Here is a 20,057-nt window from a genome sequence, read left to right as displayed (position 1 = left end):
CCCGTCGAGCGAGTCCTCGGCACTCGGCGGCGACACTCATCGCGTACGCCGGCGTCGCAAACGGCGTGAGAGCGGTCCCCGCGCCCGTTACCCGTCGTAGGCTGCGTTGAGTTTCGCTAGGTCCATCTTGATCATCTGCGACATCGCGTCGAACACCCGCTTGGCGCGGGCAGGGTCCGGGTCGCCGATCATCTGCCCGATGGCCCTGGGAACGATCTGCCAGCAGAGGCCGAACTTGTCCTTCACCCAGCCGCACGCCAATTCCTGGCCCCCTACGAGCAACTTGCTCCAGAGTTCGTCGATCTCTTCCTGCGTGTCGCAAGCGACCGCCAGCGAGAACGCTTCGGTGAACCTCCAGTTCGCTCGGCCCGTGTTCAGGGCGACGAAGGTCATCCCGGCGAGCCGGAACTCGACCGTCAGAACGGCCTCGGTCTCCGGATGCCTTACCACGCGGAGAACCCGAGAGTCGGGCAGCACCGACACGTAATAGTTGGCGGCGTCCTCGGCCTCGGACTCGAATCCGAGGAACGGGGTGATCTTGTTCTGGAAATGCATAATGGGACCTTTTCGGAGGCAACGGCTTGCGAAAGGCTTTCGCTGTATCAGTCGCTGGGCGACACGGACAACGCACGGTCGTCGCTGCCGCGCGTTTAGTTCTGTAACAGCGACCGATCCGGGAGCGGCGCGAGAGGGCGGATCTCGGCCGTCCCGCGGCGTGAGCCGGGGATCTGGGCGGCGATGGCGATGGCCTCGTCGAGGTTCGCGACGCGGATCAGGAAGTATCCGGCCAGTTGTTCTTTGGTCTCCGGGAAGGGGCCGTCGGTGACCTCGCGATTCTCGTTCCGTACACGCACGCAGGTCGCGGCGCCCGGCGGCTGCAAGGGGGCCGCTGAAAGGAACTGCCCGCTGGCGTGCAGTTGATGGCAGATCTCTATCGATTCGGCGAGCGCGGGCGCGAACTCGTGGGGTGGCCAGGCGCCCTCTTCGGAGTACATGAGGAGCAGGTAGTCCCTGGTTGGCTCCGGGTCGATTGCGGACGGGTCGCTGTTGTCTGCCTCGGGCAGCGACAAACCGTCGGGCAACGGGAGGAGCGGCCGGATCTCGACCGTTCCCTTGCTCGCCGGCGGCAATCGTTCTGCAATGGCGATCGCCGCGTCGACGTCCTCGACGTCGATCAGGTAGTACCCGCCGAGCTGCTCGGTCGTCTCGGCGTAGGGGCCGTCGGTCACTTGGCGCTGGCCGTCGCGGACCCGCACGCAGGTGGCCGTGTCGACCGAGTGCAGCGGCGCCGACGCGGACAGCTTGCCCTCCGCACGCAGCTCGTCCGATAGCCGCATCGACTGCAGCATGCACTCGGTCCGTTGCTCGTCGTTCCAGCTCGATTCCTGGCTGTAGATCAGCAGCATGTACTTCATCGCACCTCCTCGTGGATTAGATGTAGTCGGGCGGGTCGAGTTCGGCGGGGGCGCGGCTACGGCTGGCCGGGGACCATCACCATCCACCCGACGCCGAACTTGTCGGTGAGCATCCCGTACCGCGGCGACCAGAAGGTCTGTTGCAGCGGCATGTCGACGGCGCCCCCTTCGGCCAGCGCGTCGAACACCCGGTCGCAATCCGCTTCGGTCGGCGCCGTGATCGCCAAGCGGAAGCCGCCGAAGGGCTCTCCGCCGCCACAGCCGTCGGACGCCATCACCATCGTCTGCCCGATGGTGAAGTCGCAGTGCATGATCTTGTCTTGGTAGTCGGGCGGGACCATGTCCTTCGTGGCCGGGTCGGGGCTCTCGTTGAACCGCATCACCACCCCCACCACGGCGCCGGCGGCCGAGCGGTAGAAGTCGAGCGCCTCCTCGCAGCGGCCGTTGAAGAACAGGTAGCTGTGGACGGCCGCCTGCCGCATCGCGATCGCCTTGCGTGAGGCTTCTTCTCGGCGGGCGAACTCGCCGGTCGGGTCGAGCTCGGCGAAGTCGTCGGCCGCGTAGATCGGCCGGATCTCGACTTCCGAATCCTCCGGCATCGGGTTGGGGCACCGCTTCAGCCAGGCGACCGCGTCGTCCACCGAGGCCACCTCCCAGATCCAGTAGCCGGCGACGAGCTCCTTGGTCTCTGCGAAGGGCCCGTCGATGACGGTGCGCTGGTCGCCGCTGAAGCGCACCCGCACGCCCTCGGAACTCGGCTTCAGCCCCTCGCCCGCGAGCATCACACGCGCCGCGACCAACTCTTGGTTGTAGCGGTCCATCGCTTCAAAGAGCTCGGCGCTGGGCGGCTGGCCCGCCTCGGACGACTCGGTCGCGTGGACGATGACCATGACTCTCATAGCGTCCTCGGTAGTTGTTGGTGGTGGGTGGTTGCTTGAAGAACTGCGGCGGCCACAGGTCACCGGCCCGCCGCGCGGCGCCGCTGGTCGCGGGCCGCGATGAGGGCGTTGGTCGCTTCGTCGGCCGGCCGGATTTCAAAGGGGCCGACCCGCACGCCGGGGTGTCGCGTCATCAGCTCGACGGCGTGGTCCATGTCGTCGGCTTCGAGGAGCAAAATCCCGCCGAGTTGTTCTTTCGTTTCCGCGTAGGGGCCGTCGGTCGCCTCGACGCGGCCGCCGATCGGACGCAGCGTGACCGCGCTCGACGCGAGGCCGAGCGCCTCGCCGCCGACGAAGTGGCCCCCGTCGCGGAGCACGTCGTCGTAGTCGAAGCACTCGTTCATCAGCTTCTCGAGCTCGGCCTCGCTCATCGACTCAAACCGCGCATGGTCCGCGTATCCCAAACAAACGAATCGCATGGCTTCGGCCCTCGGGGACTCCGGTTGGGTGGGGCGAGATGGGTGACTCTATGGGGGCGCGCGATCGGGGCGCGCCCTCGATGGCGCCGACAGCGGTCGAGGCGGCCTCTTCCGGGGTCGCCGCCGACGGGGCACGGTGACCGCTCAACACCCAGTAGTCGAACGCCCGCGCGGCGAATCGACACCACCTCAGAAAAAATCGCCGAGACGCGGCGCCGGGCCGCGGGCGCCCGCCTGAAGCCTTTGCGCCGGCTGGACTTACTGGCCCGACAGCTGCGCGATCCGACGCCGAAGGAAGCGCCGCTCGGCCGCTTGTTCTGTCAGCTCCAGCGCTCGGCGGTACGACGCCAAGGCCTCCGCGATGCGCCCCGCCCGTCGACAGAGGTCGGCGCGAGCCGCGTGGGCGAGGTGGTAGTCGTGTAGTTCGCCGCGGCTCAGCAGGCCGTCGATCGCTTCGACTCCGCAATCGGGGCCGTCGCGCATCGCGAGCGCCACGGCGCGGTTGAGCTCGACCACCGGCGAGGGGTCGGCCCGGAGGAGCACGTCGTACAACGAGACGATCTGCGCCCAATCGGTATCCGCAGCCGTCGCGGCCTCGGAATGGACCGCGGAGATCGCCGCCTGAACCGTGTACACGCCGAACCGACGCGTGGCCAACGCTTGCTCGACCAACGAGCGGCCGCGGCGGACGAGCGCTCGGTCCCAGCGGGAGCGGTCCTGCTCCTCCAGCAACACGATGTCGCCACCGGCCGACACCCGCGCCGGGAGGCGCGACTCGTGCAGCAGCATCAAGGCGAGCAGGCCCATCACCTCCGGCTCGGGCAACAAGCCGAGGACGAGTTCCGCCAAGCGGATCGCCTCGCCGGACAGGTCGGGGCGGGTCGCTTGGTCGCCGTGCGACGCGGAGTACCCCTCGTTGAACACCAGGTAGATGACCGACAAGACCGCCGCCAAGCGCTCGGGCAGCTCCGCGACCGACGGCACGACGAACGGGATACCCGACGCGCGGATCTTGGTCTTGCCCCGCACGATCCGCTGCGCCATGGTCGCGGTCGAGACAAGAAACGCCCGCGCGATCTCGTCGGTGGTCATGCCGCACACCTCGCGCAGCGTGAGCGGCACGCGGACTTTCGGGTCGATCGCCGGGTGGCAGCAGGTGAAGATCAGGCGGAGCGCGTCGTCCTCGATCTCTTGTTCGCTGCGCGAGGCGTTGGCCCGCTCGAGCCGCTGGAGCCGCGCCGCCACTTCCGGGTTGGCGCCCGCGCCGAGTGACCGCCGGCGGACGGCGTCGATCGCCTTGAACCGGCCAGCCGAAACGAGCCACCGACGAGGGTTCTCCGGCACGCCCGCATCGGGCCATTGCCGCACGGCGGCGGCGAACGCCTCTTGGAGGGCTTCCTCGGCGAGGTCGAAATCGCCCAGCAGCCTGACCAGCGTTGCGAAGACCCTCCGCGACTCGGTCCGGTACGCCGAGTCGATGGCGTGGGCGATTTCCTCGCGGCTCGCGTTCATGCTTCAGGACCGTGCCGACGCCTTCGTAGCTCGGTTACAGGACGCGTCGATCGCGAACGCGCTCCACACGTCCGCCGGGGCGCTGGCGTCGGGGCTTCTCGGGTCTTTCTGTTCCCGGGCGTCGCGCGCTCTGGGCCGATCGCCCGGGCCAGCGGCGCCGCTGTCGCTGCTGTGAGCGACCTGTTGCATACAGCGGTTCGGGCTGTCGATCAACCAGACCCGCGACAGCCTTGGCCATCCGCATCGGCTTGGTTGCGCCGGACGCGAACCGCCTGGCCCGCGATTGTCGCCGATTCCGCCGGGGGTGGGGAAGCAGCCAAGGGGGTATACTCCACTCCGTCGCGGCGGACGGCTCGGTCCGGGTCATCGGGGCCGAGATCGAGCCGCGACTGCTGGCGGCGATGGCGACGATCCAGGAAGTTGAGCTCGGCGTTGACTGACAGAGAGGCAGCGCTCTGTTCCGCAACAACCAATCCAAGCGACCTCGTTCGTGTCGCAGCGAGCGATCCCCGCGACGCCCACCGCAACCCCGAACCCGCTACACACCAACGAGCAGCATGCGCCGAGTTCGGTTCGCGTTGATTGCCGCGTCGCTTCTGCTGCTGCCGCTTGGTGGCGTCGGCGAAAGCCCGACGCTTGCCTCGGAGCGAGGTCCGACACCCGCCGCGGTCGAGCCGGCCCGATCGAGCGACCAGCCGCCCCACCGGATCGAAGCCAAGCACCTGCCCAATCCCGTGCGGGTCCACCCGAAGGTCATCTCCGGCGGCTTGCCCGACGGGGACGACGCGTTCCGCGAGCTGCAGGCGCTCGGGGTGAAGACGGTGATCAGCGTCGACGGCATGAGGCCCGACGTCGCGACCGCCCGCAGATACGGCCTCCGCTACGTGCACCTGCCGCACGGCTACGACGGCGTGCCGCAGCGTCGTGCGAAGGAACTAGCGAAAGCCGTGCGTGAGCTAGACGGGCCGATCTATATCCACTGCCACCACGGGAAGCACCGCAGCCCAGCCGCGGCGAGCGTCGCGTGTGTGGCGGCCGGCATGGTCCCCGAGTCCCGGAGCGTGGCGATCCTCGAGTTTGCCGGGACCAGCCCCAACTACCGCGGCCTGTACGAGTCGGCGCGGGAGGCGAAGCCACTCGACGCCGCTCTGCTCGACCAGCTCGCGGCCGACTTTCCCGAGGCGGCCAGCGTCCCGCCGATGGCCGAGGCGATGGTCGCTATCGGCCACACGCACGACCACCTGAAGCTCGTCGCCAAAGCGGGCTGGCGGTCGCCGCCGGAGCACCCCGATCTCGACCCGGCGCACGAAGCCCTGCTGATGCGCGAGCACTTCACCGAGCTGCTGCGCACCGACGAGGTCGCGCAAGAGCCGGAGGAGTTCTTGCGGCTGCTCCGAGAGTCCGAAGAGGCCGCCCAGCAGCTCGAACACGCCCTCCGCGCGTGGTCCGCCCGGGGCGCCGAAGCGGCGCCGCCGGACGGGGTCGGGCGGGCGGCCGACAGGATCTCCGCGCGCTGCGCCGCGTGCCACGAGCGGTTCCGCGACGTGCCGCTGGGCGAGAAGTAATCCGCGGCCTGATCACGGCCTCGAGCCACGCCACGGGATCGCCGTGACACAGCCGATTTCGGGAACACGCCTTGTGCCTCGCCTTCGACGAACCTGCGGCACGAAGCAGCTCGATCCGCCGCGACTACCCAGCTCCCCTCGCAACTAGCGTCGCGCAACGCCGGCGCCAGCTCCGTCGGCCAACGGATCTCACGAGCGGGGACCGAGGTGAGCAGCGACCAGCTCGCCGCACGGGCGGCCCGCGGCGACAACTACGCCTTTGCGGGGTTGGTGCTACGCGAGGCGGGCAACAACGCCCGGGGCGCGGCTAGCGCAGTCGCCGAGGCGATCGAGCGCCGCACGAGTGGCGGCAGCAGCACGCTTGCGGCGGTCGGAGGGTTCTTCGGTCATCTCGTCCGGGTGGGTGGCGAGGTGCTGGCGGGGGCGGTTGACCTGCCGGGAACGGCCAGTGCAGGGCTCCGCGACTTGGGAGAAGCGGTCGACGTGGGTGAACGGCACGGGGTCGCCCTGGGGATCGGCCAAACTGTCGGCACGAACCACATCGCTTACGGCATCGTGGGGCACGATCTTGATAACCCGGTCGACCGCGCCGCCGCGTACAAGGAGGGAGCCGGACGTCTCGTCGGGACGGTTTTGGCATCCGCTGGCTCTTTCGCGACAGTCCGCAAGCTCGGCCACCATGCTCCAGTTAAGCCTGGGGATTCCGGCACGTTCGGCGATCTCAAGAGCCGCAAGCGTCGAGCCGGTGAGACAGAAGCTTTGGACATCGATCACCAGCCATCGCTCGCGGCTCAGCGGAAAGCTCTGGAAGATCGCCTCGGGCGTCAGTTGGATGTCGACGAACTCAAAGCGTTGAAGAACAATACTCCGGCGGTGGCTTCACCGCGGACCATCCACCAGCAGACCAGCCCAACATATGGAGGGCGGAATACGCCGGCGCGGATCGCAGAGGACTCTGCTGATCTCGGTGCCGCAGCCTTGAGAGATCGCAGGGTTTTTGATGAGGCAATGGGGAATAGATAGGGGACCACAGCAAATGGCGATGACCGAATATTTAGGCCAGCCAATCTCCAAGATGCTGGAGATCGAGCCGTTTAAAAGCTGGCCCGTCCAAAGAATCGTCGAGGATGACTTTGAGGAGCGATTAGTTCAGTACGTCTTCGAGGACTCCGGATTGGAAGTGCAGTGCGATGGAGACGACCGCGTGCGAGCCATATTCATGTACTCGGAGAAGCACGGCGGCTTCGACGAGTCCCTGCTTGACTTCTCGCTTGCTTCTTCCCGAGAGCAAGTCTTGGCTCACCTCGGCACCCCGTCGAGAAGCGGGGAGAAGATGCGTGATCCGATCATCGGTGAGTGTGGAGCCTGGGATCGCTTCGACTATACGGAACCTGACCTGTCAGCCCACTTCGAGTACGAGCTAGATGGAAGAGGAATCAGCAAGTTCACGCTGATGCGTGGCGATGTCGTTCCGGGGTACAGGAGCTAGGTCGTGTTGAAATTAGGCGAGGCTGACGAAGAGCGAAGCGAGGCAGAGGAAGCCGAGGTAGTTGCGATCGGTCTTCTCGTAGCGGGTGGCGACTCGGCGATGGTGCTTGACCCGATTGAAGAACCGCTCAACCCGGTTGCGGAGTCGGTAACGCGTTCGGTCGTAGCGTCGTCGCCGGATGCCCTTGCGGGCGGGGATCACCGGCTTGGCGCCGCTCCGGCGGATCGCCTCGCGCAAGGGATCGCTGTCGTATCCCTTGTCGGCGACGACGTGGCCGGGCTCCAAGCCGTCGAGCAGCTGCTCGGCTTGGTCCATGTCGTGACGCTGGCCGGCGGAGAGACGCAGCCGTACCGGCCGGCCGGCGGCGTTCACCGCGGCGTGGATCTTGGTGCTCGAGCAGCACGTGCGCCTTGCCGACGCCGCGGACCCCCCGTGTGTACCGCCGCGCGACCAGCTCGTCGTGGGCGATGACAGCCGCGACCGCGAACGCCCAGTCGCTCTGGATCAGCTCGCAGCGGTCCTCGTAGATCGGCTCGCTGTGGGCGCGGGTCTGGAGGAGGCGGAGTGACCAGCTGGACATCACCTCGGCGGGCGAAGCCGCTGAGGCCCGCTCCCGTATGGCCAAAACGAGCGTGCCGTCGCGCCGCTTGGGCGACAATGCCGGGTTCGATGCGGCACGACGAGCGTCGGCGCCGCATCGAACGCCGCAGGCCGTTGCGCGGAACGTCGCCGTTTCGTTACACCTCGGGGGGCTGTAACGTCTCGCTAAGTCGTTGTCGTGCAGGCGCTTAACGCCGTTTTGGACACGTTCAAGCGTGACGACGCGCTCGCGGGCGCGCCGCGTTTGTTTCAAACGAATTGGGATCGGCCGCCGGACTTTTTTCGAAGCAACAGGCGCCGCCGCGCTAAACGCAAGAGCCGCCATCGGCCGCGTCGCCCGCTGGCGCCGCGTTAGGCGATAGAAGGCCCCGATCTGCCGTCGGAAGCGAGCTTCGAGGCGACCCGCATCTTCGTTTGGGAGTTCCGCTTTACTCAGCCCAGACGAACTCCTGCGCAAAGCCATCCGCAAACGCCTCATCGACCGACTCGGTCCCTTCGGCTTCGGAGTTGAGGAAGTCGAACGGCCCCGTCGTCCCGTGTTGGGCGCCATAGTCGCCGCCGGCCGACTCGGCGGCGACGAGCATAAGCTCGCGCCGGATTCTGACGCTGCCTTGCGTGACCGGCCCTTCTTCAGCCGCAGTCCCCGGCGAGGGGCTGGAACGTTCGGGGGCCGTTTGAATCAGGTAAGCGAGGACTCGGTCCGGCGGGATCGTCGTGGGCGACGGGTCGTCCGCCTCGGCGCCTATCGGTTCAACCGACTCCGCGAGGGCGGCGTCCATGGTGTTGAGAAGGTCGCGCCACACCGTGTAGTCGCCCGCGTCGATCCGGCCGCTGAAGTCGCCGTCGGCGCCCTGGCCGGGGGCGACCGCTCCACCGTAGGCGCCGCGCCAAAGGTCGTAGTCGCCTTGGTCGACCGACCCGTCCCGGTCGTAGTCGCCGGGCGCCCCAAGGGAACGGCCCAGGTTGTCGCGCCATATCGTGTAGTCGCCCGCATCGACCCGGCCGTTGAAGTTGGCGTCAGCGCCTTGGCCGGGGGCGACGGTCTCGCCGTAGGAAGCCCGCCACAGCTGGAAGTCGGTCTGATCGACAGAGCGGTCGCGGTTGTAGTCGCCGGGTAGCTCGAGGAGCCCGACCGACGGGCTGCGGAGGGCAAACCCGCCGGCGGCGGAGCCGGTGAAATTGATCCGCGTGGCGCCGCCGTAGTCCTCGGTGGCGGTGAACGAGGCGGCGAACAGATCGGACGGCGCCGCGGCGGGCCACTGGCCAGACGGGTCGATCCACAGCAGGTTGACGAACGCGTCGGTCGCGGGGTCGTTGTCCAGGTCGCCGACAAGCGGCTCGAGTTGGACGTCGCCGACCGAGAAGCCTTCGGGGAGCACCCCGTCGACCGAATCGAGCGTCAATTGCGATGAATCGTAATGCATCCGCAGGTGCAGGCCCGTCGCGCGTGCCGACGCGTCGCCCACGAGGCGGTAATCGATGTCGACCAGGAAGCCCACGCCGTCGGGCCGGTAGGCACGGGCCGCGCTGGCGGCGATCTGCTGGGAGGGCGCCGTCAGGGCGCCGGAGCGGGGCACTTGGCCGGCTTCGGCGAACGGCGCCGCCGGTTCGGCGGACGCCCGCGGAGCGGCCAGGTTGATCGGCGCCGTTGGGGCGACACGCGGCGCGGTGGCCGCGAGGCTTAGCTGCGCGGCCCCGGTGGCGGTTGCCTCTGCCGCGGGCGCGGCGACCTCGACCGTGGCGTCGGGCGAAACCAGCAGGGTCGCGCCGCCCGACTCGTAGCGGTTCAGCTCGGCGCCGTCGACCGCTTCAACGCCGACCAGTTCCCAGCCCGTGTCGAGCAGCACGGCATCGTCCGCCCCAGCCAGGACGACCAGCCGGTGGTTGAACGGGTCGTTCTCGATCACCGCGTCTCGGTCCGCCCGCAGCGTGTTCGCGCCGGAGCCGCGGAGGTCGACCACCTCGACTTCGGACAACGAGTCGGCGCCGGCCAAGTCGATCAGAACGCCCCCCCCGTCGATGACCAAAGCGTCGCTTCGGAAGCCGCCGACGAAAACAATCGGCGCACGCAGCGGGCCACCGCCGGAATCGACGACGAGCGTGTCCTCCGCGTTGTCTTGGCCGACGAAGCGGATCTCCGTGGCGGAGGCCATCGCGATGACCCGCTCGGCGCCGCCGTTGACCGTGGCGACCGCGTCGGCCCCACGCCGACGCAGCGTGAGCGTGTTGGTCCGCGCGGCCGCGTCGGTCGCAAAGACCGGCGTATCGGACTCCACGGGATCGGGCGTTGCGTAGAGCCCCCGCTCCGCCAGCTGCTGCATCTCGACCAGGGGCGCCGGCTCCGCGCCGGGGTCGGCGGCCGAGAGCAAGAAGCCCGCGGTGACAGAGAACTCGGGCGCCGACAGGTTTTGGTTGTCGTGCAGCTCGCGGTTCGGTAGGCCGTGGCTGAACAAGCGGAACCGCTCGACCGGCGTGTCGAACGTGTGGGTGAGCAGCCCCGTGAGGCCGACCTGGGCGGCGTCCTCCGACGTGAGGAGCTTCTCGAACCGCCACTGCCCGGCCCCGCCGTTGGCCGCGGCGTCGAAAAGAAAGAGGTCGAACGCGTCGGGCAGTAGTAGATTGCCGCCGACGCGCGGGTCGATCACGACACCCTCGAACTCGTACCCGCCGACCGCCGTGTACTCGTACCCGGCCGCGTCGGGCGCTCGGACGAACAGGGGTTCTTCCACGCCTAGCGTGGCGAGGACCGACTGCCGGGTGACCCGCTCGGGCGCCACGCCCGATTCGATCAGGTCGGACCTGGATCGGTCGCCGAAGTTGATCGGGCTGCCCTCGGCCGAACGCGAAACCAGCTCGTCGTCGACGTAAATCTCCTCGAAGCGGGCTTCGCGTCCGTAGCTGGCGAGCTCGAACAGGAGCGTCTCGAGCGCCGCCGCGCTGCCGGAACGGGTCGCGCGTGCGACGGCCGAGCCGGCGCTTTGGGCGGCGGCGGCCGACGAGCCGTCGGCCCGGTCGGCGTCGGCGATGCCTTCGAGGCCGAGCACGTCCAACCCGAGGCGGTCGATCGCCTGATCAAACTGTTCGGCGGCGACCTCGCTGGCGGACGACCGTCCCGACTCGATGAACCGCGCGATCGCCGCGGCGTCGGCCGACGTGAGGCCCGTGGTGAGCGCGTCGGAGCGGAAACCGGCCAAGTAGCGAGCGAGCAAGGCGCCGTCGACCGAGCCCTCGGCGGCGCCATCGGCGTCGAGGTCGAGCGTGTCGCGCGACGCGATCGCGCCGCCGCTGCGCTGGAGGACCTGCCGCTGGATGACGCGTCCGAGGTAGTCGGCCACTTCGCCGGGGTCGGTGCGCGTCGCGCTCGCGCCCAGGGCGCCGTCGACCAGGTCGGGCCCGCGGACGCCGTCGAGGTAGCGGATCAGCAGCACGCCGTCGGTCAACGGCGAGGCGAGGCCGTCGCCGTCGATGTCGCTGGTGAGCACGGCCGACACGCCGGCCAGCTCGAACGCCTGGGGCGTGACGCCCCCTAAGTTGGGAGTGGCCTCTGGCGGCTGATCGAGGCCGACCATGCCGGACCGGGTGGCGGTGATCGTCGCCTCGCCGGCGGTGGCGAACTCGATCGCGAACAACGCCGACCCCCGTTCGCCGAGCAGCGAGGCGTCGTACCCACTGAGGCGGTACTCGCCCGGCGCGGTCTGGGTCACCGTGACGCCGTCGTCGATGACCATCAGGTCGGCCACTTCGGCGCCGCCGACGACCACCTCAAGCGTCGTGTAGAACTCGCCCGGCGCGGTCGGGTCGACCAACTCCGACGCGAACCACACGGGCGGCCCGGGGGCGACCGCCACCGCGTCGAGCCGCGACTCGTTCCCGACGCCCGTCGGCTTGGTCGTCATCGCCGTGGCGGCCGTGCGGCCGTCCATCACCTGGTCGAACAGCGTGAACGGGCGCAGCGGCACGGTCGCCTGGCCGAGGTCGAACGTGCGGTCGAACACGCTGCCCGCGTCGAACGAGGCGAGCGTGTGCGCGTGGCGGATCAGCGGGCCGATGTCGACGATCGACACGCCGAAAGCCGACAGCGAGAGGGCGAACGCCTCGAACACGCCGTCCAGATCGATGTCGAGGCCGATGTCGTTGGAGAACCGGGCGTCGAGCGTCATGGACGGCATGACGAGGATCGGGTCGTTGGCGCCGTCGCCCGTGAGGTCGACGCCGCCGATCGTGACCTGGTCGCCCTGCCCGAACACGACCGACTGGACCGCTGCGCCCCCCTCGTACGCGACGCCGTTGACGTCGACCGTCAGCGCCAGCGTACCGAGCGCCGGGTCCAGCGGGTCGTAGAGCGTGGGGTCGTAGAAGCGGTACTCGATCCCTTGGTCGACGACGATTGGCTCGGCCGCGACGTCTTGCGTGACGTTGAGCTGCGGCCCCAGGTTGTAAGAGACCGTCGTGATGTCGAGCGACAGAGGGCCGGCCGAGAGGTTGTACTTGCCGCCGGGGAAGACCGGCAGCAGCGAGGCCAAGTCGACCTGCGCCTTGGCGATCTGCCGCTTGGCGTCGAGTTCGGAGCTGGCCGGGAACGCGTCGGTCGTGGCCGAGAGCTTGCCGCCGGACGCGACGCTTGTGTCGCGGAGGTTCACGTCGGGCAGAGTGACTTGCAGCGAGCCGACGTTCCGATCGGCGCTCAAGAAGCCAGCCGACGCACCGATCCCGAGGTCGACCTGCGCGCCCAAGAGGCTTCCCTCGGCCTCGCCCACGGAGACCGTCACGAACGAGGAGGGGGGCTTGAGCTTCTGCTTCTTGTCCGCGTCGCGTTTGGAGACGTTCTCCTCGGCCGCGTCGCGGCGCCGCTTGGCGGCGATCGTGGCGTCCTCGGCCTCGGCGATCTTGCCCCCCTTCGCCGGGCGCTCGGCGCCGGTCGTGACCGCGTCGGCGTAGTCCTTGCCGGCCAGCTCGGTGACCTCGTCGCGAGCGGCCAGGAAGTCGGCGCCGGACGCGGGGTTCGTCATCCGCGCTTCGGCGTCCTCGAGCCGCTGGTTGTTGCGATCGAGGTCGTTGGTTGCGCGGGTGAAATCGCGGTTGGCGTCCTCGACGTCGCGTGTCGCCTTGCGGTCCTCGAGCTTCTCACGGACCGTCTGCGCGGCCTTGACCACGCCCTGGGCGATCTCTTCGATCGGGATCGAGAAGTAGCGGATGTCGCCGTCGAACAGGGGAACGACCGGTCCGGGGTCGTCGATCGGCTGGCCGTCGAGGTCGTAGAACTGCCCGGTCCGCCGGTCGCGGGCGACCCCCTCGCCCTGCGAGTCGAGGAACACCGGTCGGCCGTCGGCGTCGGAGAGCTGCCGGTTCAGCGCGAACATCTCCTCGGTGTGGTCGAAGCGGATGTCCAGCAGCGGCGCGGTCACGCAGCCGACCAAGCAGCCCGTGGCGGACGCCGACACGTCGAGTTGGAGGACCAGGTCGGCGTACGCGCCGACCTTGGGCGACACCGTGTAGAGCCCCCCGTCGCGGACGTCGACGAACGCCGACACGCTCGCCGTGGCGCCCGACGGGTCGGCGTCGACCACGTAGTTCACGGCGCCGTCGTAGGTGACATCGACCGAGCCGGAGTTCACGTAAAAGCCGACGTCGAAGCCGAACTTCCCGGCGAAGTCCGCGTTGAGCTGGCCGCCGAACTTCGAGCCGAAGGGGCCGTCCTCGATGCCGCCGTACTTGAGCGGTCCCGTGTCGAACTCGAAGCCGAGGAAGTACGGGTCGGGCGAGACCGAGCTGCTGGCGACCCCCTCGTCGAAGCCGAACCCGTAGACGAGCGCGTCGCCCGGGCCGAACTGGCTCTTGTCGAGCGCCTCGTAACGCCAGTTGCTGGTGAGGATGCCCTGGACCTCGTACGCGCCGATGTCGGCGATCGCCGCGCCGACGCCGGCCTGGTCGACCAGCGGGCGGCCCCGTTGGTCGGTCAGCCGCATCGCCATCGGGTCGCCCGCGTCGATCGCGGGGCTGAGCGGTTGCAGCAGGTGGGTGAGCGTGTCGCCGCCGTTGTCGGCCAAGGGGCCGAGCAAGGGGTCGGCGTTGATCAGGTTGCCGTTGCCCGGCGAGAGGAAGCCCGGGCCGGCGCCCGAGTTGTCGCCGATCAGCGTGTAGGAAGCCGTAACCGTGCCCGCGGGTCGGTCGGCGTCGGGCGCTCGGCCACTGGCGTCGGTGTTGCCTGCAATGAGGGAGCCCACGAATTCGGCTTCGGCTTCGACGGCGATGCCACCCACAAAGAACGAAGCGTGGTTGTCGGTGATCGTCGTCGAGGCGAATCGGACGCCGTCAAAGGAAGACGTGACCACGCCTCCGCCGATGCGGGTCTCGACCCCACCGCGCGCCTTGCCGTTGCCGGAGATAGTCAGCAGTTCCCCGTCGAACGCACCGAAATTGAACAGCCCGCCGCCGTTGCCCCCGGCCGTGTTGTTGACGATCGCCGACCGCCGGGCCTCGATCGAACCGCTGTTCCAAACGCCGCCGCCGAAGCCCTCCGCGATCGCCAAGTTGCCGGAGACCGTCGAGCGGTCGATCCGCAGGCTCGCGTCGGGGCCGTTGTGGAGGCCGCCCCCTTCGCCGGCGGAGTTGCTATCGATGAGCGCTCGTGTGAGCTGAGCCTGGCCGACGTTGTAGACGCCTCCCCCCTCGTCCGACGCCGTATTCGCGACCACCGCGGAGTCCCCGAGCAGCAAGTCGCCCTCGTTGTAGACGCCCCCGCCGTCGCCGTCGGCGGAGCCGCCGGTGAGCGTCGTGTTGTAAACCAACGCGGCCGCGTTCGGACGGTCGGGCGCGTTGCGGACCTCGAGCACCCGGCTCTGCCCGCCGGAGTCGATGACCAACGCGTCCTTCTGCCGGCGGTCCGCTTCGGGCAAGAGCGCGAGCGGGTCGATCGCGACCTTGTCGTTCACCAGGAGCGCGCCGCGCGTGAGCACGATCCTCGCCCCACCCGCGGCGAGCGCCTCGCCCATCACGCCGGCGTCGAAGCGGATCTGCTGGATGGTGGCCGACTCGACCGCCTCGGCCACGTTCGCGAGCAGGATCGCCTCGCGGAGGGTCAGGTCGCCCTCGGAGTAGTCGGCGTTCAGCTCGTCCGACAGGTTGTCGACGACGAAGTCGCCACTCGTGTCGACCGGCTCCGCTTCGAACGCGCCGATATCGGCGCCGCCGACCTGCGGGCGCGGCACGCCCCGTTGGTCGACCCCCGGGGAGGAGCTTCCTCCGGCGTCCATGGCGGGGCTCCCCGGCAGGAGGCCGTGCAGCGGCATCGTGCTGGCGACCACGACCAGGTCGGTCAGCATTGGGTCGATCGGATCCGCGGCCGTGCCGAGTTGGTCGTTCGGGTTCGCGAAAAGAGTGAACGAGGTCGCGTCGCCGACCAGGTTGTAACCGAAGCTGAACACGATGCCGTCGTTTACGGCGTCGCCCGACGCGTTGGCGTCGGTGTTGCCGGCGATCAGGGAGTTGCCCAGGCTCATCTGTCCGGCGGTCGAGTTGAACACGCCGCCGCCGGAAAGAGCGAAGTTTTGCGCGATCGTCGAATAGAACACGTCGGCCGTGCCGCTGTTGAAAAGGCCGCCGCCGTTCTCGAAGTTGGCGGTGTTGTTCGACAGGGTCGAGTTGAGCACTTCCAGCGCGCCGTAGTTCTCGATCCCCGCACCACGGGTAGCGAAGTTGTTCGCGATCGTGCTGCCCTCAACGAACGCGTTCGCCGACGCCGCGTTGAACAGCCCGCCACGGTTGTTGTCCAAGAACACGTCGATCAGGCGGAGGAAGCCTTGGTTGTAGACCCCGCCGCCGGAGCCGCCCCGGTCGCCCTCGGCGATTGTCAGACCGCTGATCGTCGAGAAGCCGCTGGTGTTGACCTCGAAAACGCCGCTCTGGAAGCCGGCCGCGACGCGCACCCGATCCGCACCGGGACCGACGATCGTCACGTCGTCTGTGATCCGGAGCGCGGCGCCCGTCAACGCGATTTCGGCCGCCGGCCCGACGACCTCGACTTCGGCGATCGACGGCGCGGCCGGGCCGTCCTCGGTGACGACCACCCGCAGCGAAGCCACGCCCCCGAGACCCCGCAGGGTCAGTTCGGCCCGCCCGGCGGAGGCCGCGAACTCGCGCTCGGCGATGAGCATGCCCTCTTCGTCGCGGAACTCGATGCGGCCCCGGGGGAAGCTCACCCCGGTGAGCACGACCCTCTGAAGGGTCGACGCCGCTGCCAGGCTCAACTCCCAAGAGGGTTCGCCGCCCGCGGAGAGCGTGTCGCCAGCGGCGGCAGTCCAGGCCGTGCCGGCCGAACCGTCGGTCGCACCGGAGGGCGAGCTGCCCAACGTCGAGCTGGTCGCCGCCGCTGCGGCGCCGGGGGCTTCTGCGAGGTTGTAGAGCCGCGAGGCGAAAGCGATCCGGTCGAGCGAAGGGTCGTCGTTCGTGAAGAGGACGGCCTCCGCGAGCGACATCTCACCCGGTGCGAAGTAGCCGTCGACCACGGCCGACGTGGTGTCGACGACGATCGGGTTGGACAACACCGGCGGCTCGTACTCGAACGCGCCGATGTCGACCGCGGCGCCGACCGGGCGGAGCACGCCCCGCTGGTCGCGCATCGCCGCGCCGGCCACGCCGGCATCGATCGCCGGGCTGCCCGGCAGCAAGCCGTGGGTTGGCGTCGGCCCACCCAGGTCGGCCAGCACGCCGACCAACGGGTCGACGCCGAACAGGTTGGCGCCCGTCGTCGTGAACGACGCCGCCGCCAGGTCGGCCGGCCCGGAGCCCGCTGCGTTGCTGCCAACGATCGAGTTGTTGAGCCGAACGAGCCCCCCCGGCGCGTCGATCCCGCCGCCCGTGTCGGCCGCGGTGTTGAAGACCCAGGTAGAGTGGACCAGGTCCACGTCGCCCGCCGCGTTGTAGAGCGCGCCCCCCCGGTCGGCCGAGTTGCCCGAGATCGTCGTGTTGACGAACCGCGAACCGTCCGGGCTGTCGGAATAGACGGCGCCGCCGCGGCCCGCCGCGAGGTTGTCGTGCAGCGTGCTGTCGATGACGGTCAGGCGCCCCGTGTTGTAGATGGCGCCGCCGTCGATCGCGCCGCCGTCGTCGGACCGGCTGTCGCGGATCACGACCTCGCGGAGCGTCAGGTCGCCCCGACTGAGGACGGCGCCGCCGCCCGGGCCGTCCGCTGGCGCGCGGCCCCCGGCGAGCGTCAGCCCCACGACCGTGACCGACACGCCCGGGGCAACCTCCAAGATCCGCTCGATCCCTGCGCCGTTGATCTCTAGCCGGTCGGCGCCCGGGCCGTGGATCGTTAGGTCGTCGGTGATCGGCGGCAGCGCCGCGGGGATCGCGGGGGAACCCTGCGGGGTCGCTTCGGCGAAACTCGCGAAGGCGTCCGCGTCGAAGGCGATCGTGTCGGCGCCCGGCACGGCGTTGGCCCAGTGGACCGCGTCGGCGAGCGACACCTCGCCTTGACCATAGATCCCGTCGGCGAGGCCCGACAGCGTGTCGACACGCATCGACCCCAGCGGCAGCGACTCGTACGCGCCGCGGTCGCCCGCCGGGCCGACGACGCGTGGCTCGCCGCGTTGGTCGGTCGCCGGCGCCGTTTCATCGGCGGCGAACGCGACCGCGACCTCTTCCTCGGTCAGCGGCGCCGTGTAGTACCTAAAGCGTTTCAGCACACCGCTGCCGGCCTCCGATTGCGACGTCGCGTTGTCGTCTTGGAATAGGTGCAACGGATCGAACCCGCCAAACAGCGCGGCGCGGCTCTCGGTGTCGGTGAACTCCCAGAGTTTCTTTCCGTCGAGGTAGCCAGAAACGACGTCGGTATTCCCGTCGCGTGTCAGCGTGACCCGGTGGGTCTGACCAGCGACGAACCGGCCCGCCGAAGGGGAGTCCGTGTAGAAGCGGAGCGCGTCGGCTTGGGTGTAGAGCCCGAAGTCGGTTGTCAGCGCTTTGAAGTCGAGGACCTTCTTGTAGAACGGCGTTAGCGCGTCCCACGAGAAGTCGATCTCGAACGTGTAATTCCGCGGGCTCAGCGGCGGCACGGTCAGCGTCACGCCCTGGTTCGCGCCGAACGCGTAGCCGTCGGGGGTCAGCGCGCCGCCGAGGAGTGCGACGGTGAGAAACTGGCCGGACGGGACCACGCCCCGCGTGAAGTCGAGGTCGTCTGCCGGCGCTCGGCTCGCCGCGATCGGCGTGAAGGAGTCGATCGACGGGCTGTCCGGGAGCAGGCCGACGACCGGAAGCGGTAGCCCGGGCCGGACCAGCTCGCTGACGGGCGGGGCGTCGGCAAGGCGCGCGTCGACGCCGACCAGGTCGGTCCCCGTGGCGCCGCCGCTGGTTAGCGGGTGGCCCTCGGCCCGTTCTATCAGGTTGTTCCCGAGGCTCAGCACCGCCCCGCCGGCTTCGACCAGCAGGTCGCTCGGCGCGCTCAGGCCGCTGGGCGTCGAGACACTGCCCGCCAAGATCGTGCCGCCGATGGCCAGTGCCCCGCCCGAGGCGACCGTCACGCTGCCGCCCGTTTCGACGCCGTTCTGGCTGAACGTGCTCCGCCGGATCGCTGCCGCCGCCCCGGTGGCCACCACGACCGCTCCCTGCGGGCTCGTGTTGCTGAGGAAGGTCGACTGCCGGACGGTCAGATCGGGGTTCGATAGGTTATAGATCGCGCCGCCCGTGGCCTCGGCGCGGTTGTCGCCGAAGAAGCTGCGGTCGATCGCCGTGCGAGTGCCGGCGTCGTACACCGCGCCGCCGCGGCCGATCTCGCCCGTGAAGGCGAACGGCACGGTCTGCACGTCGTTGTCGTAGAACAGCGTGCCGACGATCGCGAGCTCACCGAAGTTGGCGATCGCGCCCCCCTGGTGGCCCGAATTTCCGACAAACCGGCTCCCGCTTATCGTCAGCACCGCCCCCTCGGCGTTGTACACGCCGGCGCCTTGCTGGTTGCCGACGGGGCCGTCAAAGAAGGTGTCGACCGCGTCGTGGCGGCGGACCTCGCTGTCGACGATCGAGGCCACCCCCGCGTTGTAGATCCCGCCCCCGTTCCAGCTGAAGCGGTTCGCTTCGATGACGCTGCCGCCGGTGACGAGCAGCGCCCCGTCGTTGTAGACGCCGCCGCCGAAGCCAAACGCGATGTTGCCCCCGATGCGCGTCAGGTCGTCGGTGTTGTTGTCGCGCAACTCGTCGGGGAGCCGCACGACAAACGGGAAGACCAGCCCGTCGCGTTCGCGTTGCTCGCTCTCGGCCAAGAAGTCGCCGTCGAAACCGAGCCCGGCGAAGAAGTCGGACTCCAGCGCGATCTCTCCGATGTGGGTGTTGTCGAGCGTGAGGTCGCCCGTCGGCGCGTTGTAGATCCCGCCGCCCTTGAGCCGCCCCCCCGACGCGCCGATCGCGTAGTTGCTGCCGACGACCGAGTTCGTCAGCCGGAGCCTCCCCGCGTTGTACACGCCGCCGCCGTCCAACCCGTTCGAGTCGCCCCCCTGGATGATCACATTGATCATCTCGACGTCCGCCCCCTCGTTCACTTGCAGCACGCGGTGGGTGAAGTTCGCGAAGCCGCGCTCCTGGCCTATCCGCAACACGCCGGCCGCGGTGGCGTCGATCGTCACCGCGCTGTTGATCTCGAACTGGCCGGGAGTGAACGGCACGCCCTCGGCGTTCCTGGGCAACACGCCGAAGCCGTCCTCGTCGAACCCGACATAGTTCCCGTAGGCGATCGAGAACCGCAGCGACGGGTCGAACTCGATCCGGTCCGGCCCCGGGTGGGCGACCTCGTCGTCGGCCATCGCGATCGCTTCACGCAGGCTGACCAACTGGTCGTCCGGATCGACGATGTCGAACCGCGTGTTGACCGTGAAGGTCGCCAGCATCTGGCGCTCTTCGAGCGGCTCGAAACCGAGGCGCCTCGCCCCGGATCGATCGCGTCGCCGCGGCGCTCGGCGCAGGCGTCCGGCGAGATCCTCTCGCTCCCGACGCCGCTGACTCTTGTCGGGCATCCCGTGTAGCCTCGCGCTTCAGGGAGAGCGTCGCCGGCGCAGCGAACGCGGCTGGCTCCTACGGGCGTGGCAGGCCACCGCACACTACCGGTGCTGCCGAGCAAGAACGAATGCGGAACG

General features: G+C 69.1%; 11 protein-coding genes. 4 read left to right on the top strand and 7 right to left on the bottom strand.

The genetic code is table 11. The annotated features are described in order from the left end of the window. Window positions 1-87: 87 nt before the first annotated feature. The 5 genes from RIC11_RS03600 to RIC11_RS03580 all read right to left on the bottom strand — a co-directional run bounded on the left by RIC11_RS03600 (window position 88) and on the right by RIC11_RS03580 (window position 4,284). Window positions 88-555: a VOC family protein gene (locus RIC11_RS03600; protein WP_350208467.1), complete on the bottom strand. Its 468-nt coding sequence runs from the start codon at window positions 553-555 to the stop codon at window positions 88-90. Between the two features lie 95 nt (window positions 556-650). Beyond that, window positions 651-1,415, bottom strand: a complete 765-nt coding sequence (locus tag RIC11_RS03595) for a YciI family protein (protein WP_350208466.1) — start codon at window positions 1,413-1,415, stop codon at window positions 651-653. A gap of 56 nt (window positions 1,416-1,471) precedes the next feature. Beyond that, complete coding sequence (locus RIC11_RS03590) at window positions 1,472-2,314, bottom strand: YciI family protein (protein ID WP_350208465.1); 843 nt, start codon at window positions 2,312-2,314, stop codon at window positions 1,472-1,474. 59 nt (window positions 2,315-2,373) lie between these two features. After that, window positions 2,374-2,772 carry a YciI family protein gene (locus RIC11_RS03585; RefSeq protein WP_350208464.1) on the bottom strand — a complete coding sequence of 133 codons (399 nt, stop codon included), beginning with the start codon at window positions 2,770-2,772 and terminating at the stop codon, window positions 2,374-2,376. 258 nt (window positions 2,773-3,030) lie between these two features. Next, window positions 3,031-4,284, bottom strand: a complete 1,254-nt coding sequence (locus RIC11_RS03580) for an RNA polymerase sigma factor (protein WP_350208463.1) — start codon at window positions 4,282-4,284, stop codon at window positions 3,031-3,033. A gap of 230 nt (window positions 4,285-4,514) precedes the next feature. Between RIC11_RS03580 and RIC11_RS03575 the strand changes: the two genes are divergently transcribed. The 4 genes from RIC11_RS03575 to RIC11_RS03560 all read left to right on the top strand — a co-directional run bounded on the left by RIC11_RS03575 (window position 4,515) and on the right by RIC11_RS03560 (window position 7,338). Continuing rightward, entirely contained in the window at window positions 4,515-4,724 is a 210-nt protein-coding gene (locus tag RIC11_RS03575) for a hypothetical protein (RefSeq protein ID WP_350208462.1), read from the top strand. A 117-nt stretch (window positions 4,725-4,841) separates the two neighbouring features. Then, window positions 4,842-5,849, top strand: a complete 1,008-nt coding sequence (locus RIC11_RS03570; protein ID WP_350208461.1) for a hypothetical protein — start codon at window positions 4,842-4,844, stop codon at window positions 5,847-5,849. A gap of 207 nt (window positions 5,850-6,056) precedes the next feature. Next, window positions 6,057-6,872: a hypothetical protein gene (locus RIC11_RS03565; protein ID WP_350208460.1), complete on the top strand. Its 816-nt coding sequence runs from the start codon at window positions 6,057-6,059 to the stop codon at window positions 6,870-6,872. Window positions 6,873-6,885: 13 nt separating this feature from the next. Beyond that, the gene (locus tag RIC11_RS03560) at window positions 6,886-7,338 is read left to right on the top strand and encodes a DUF6392 family protein (protein ID WP_350208459.1); all 453 of its coding nucleotides are present in this window, start codon (window positions 6,886-6,888) and stop codon (window positions 7,336-7,338) included. Window positions 7,339-7,350: 12 nt separating this feature from the next. Here RIC11_RS03560 and RIC11_RS03555 read toward each other — a convergent pair whose 3' ends face one another. Together RIC11_RS03555 and RIC11_RS03550 are read right to left on the bottom strand one after the other, a co-directional pair. Next, entirely contained in the window at window positions 7,351-7,812 is a 462-nt protein-coding gene (locus tag RIC11_RS03555) for an IS5 family transposase (RefSeq protein ID WP_350208483.1), read from the bottom strand. Between the two features lie 554 nt (window positions 7,813-8,366). Continuing rightward, window positions 8,367-19,811, bottom strand: a complete 11,445-nt coding sequence (locus RIC11_RS03550) for a choice-of-anchor Q domain-containing protein (RefSeq protein ID WP_350208458.1) — start codon at window positions 19,809-19,811, stop codon at window positions 8,367-8,369. Window positions 19,812-20,057 lie beyond the last annotated feature (246 nt).

Source organism: Botrimarina sp. (assembly GCF_040219535.1).
Classification (GTDB): Bacteria; Planctomycetota; Planctomycetia; order Pirellulales; family Lacipirellulaceae; genus Botrimarina.
Note: the sequence above shows the minus strand (reverse complement) of the source record. Positions and strands in the feature narration are given on the sequence as shown.

What these genes read in the sequence shown, in the direction of transcription:
- RIC11_RS03580 (WP_350208463.1), bottom strand. Translation starts at nt 4,284, where the DNA reads ATGAACGCGAGCCGCGAGGAAATCGCCCACGCCATCGACTCGGCGTAC.
- RIC11_RS03570 (WP_350208461.1), top strand. Translation starts at nt 4,842, where the DNA reads ATGCGCCGAGTTCGGTTCGCGTTGATTGCCGCGTCGCTTCTGCTGCTG.
- RIC11_RS03560 (WP_350208459.1), top strand. Translation starts at nt 6,886, where the DNA reads ATGGCGATGACCGAATATTTAGGCCAGCCAATCTCCAAGATGCTGGAG.
- RIC11_RS03585 (WP_350208464.1), bottom strand. Translation starts at nt 2,772, where the DNA reads ATGCGATTCGTTTGTTTGGGATACGCGGACCATGCGCGGTTTGAGTCG.
- RIC11_RS03590 (WP_350208465.1), bottom strand. Translation starts at nt 2,314, where the DNA reads ATGAGAGTCATGGTCATCGTCCACGCGACCGAGTCGTCCGAGGCGGGC.
- RIC11_RS03550 (WP_350208458.1), bottom strand. Translation starts at nt 19,811, where the DNA reads ATGCTGGCGACCTTCACGGTCAACACGCGGTTCGACATCGTCGATCCG.
- RIC11_RS03600 (WP_350208467.1), bottom strand. Translation starts at nt 555, where the DNA reads ATGCATTTCCAGAACAAGATCACCCCGTTCCTCGGATTCGAGTCCGAG.
- RIC11_RS03595 (WP_350208466.1), bottom strand. Translation starts at nt 1,415, where the DNA reads ATGAAGTACATGCTGCTGATCTACAGCCAGGAATCGAGCTGGAACGAC.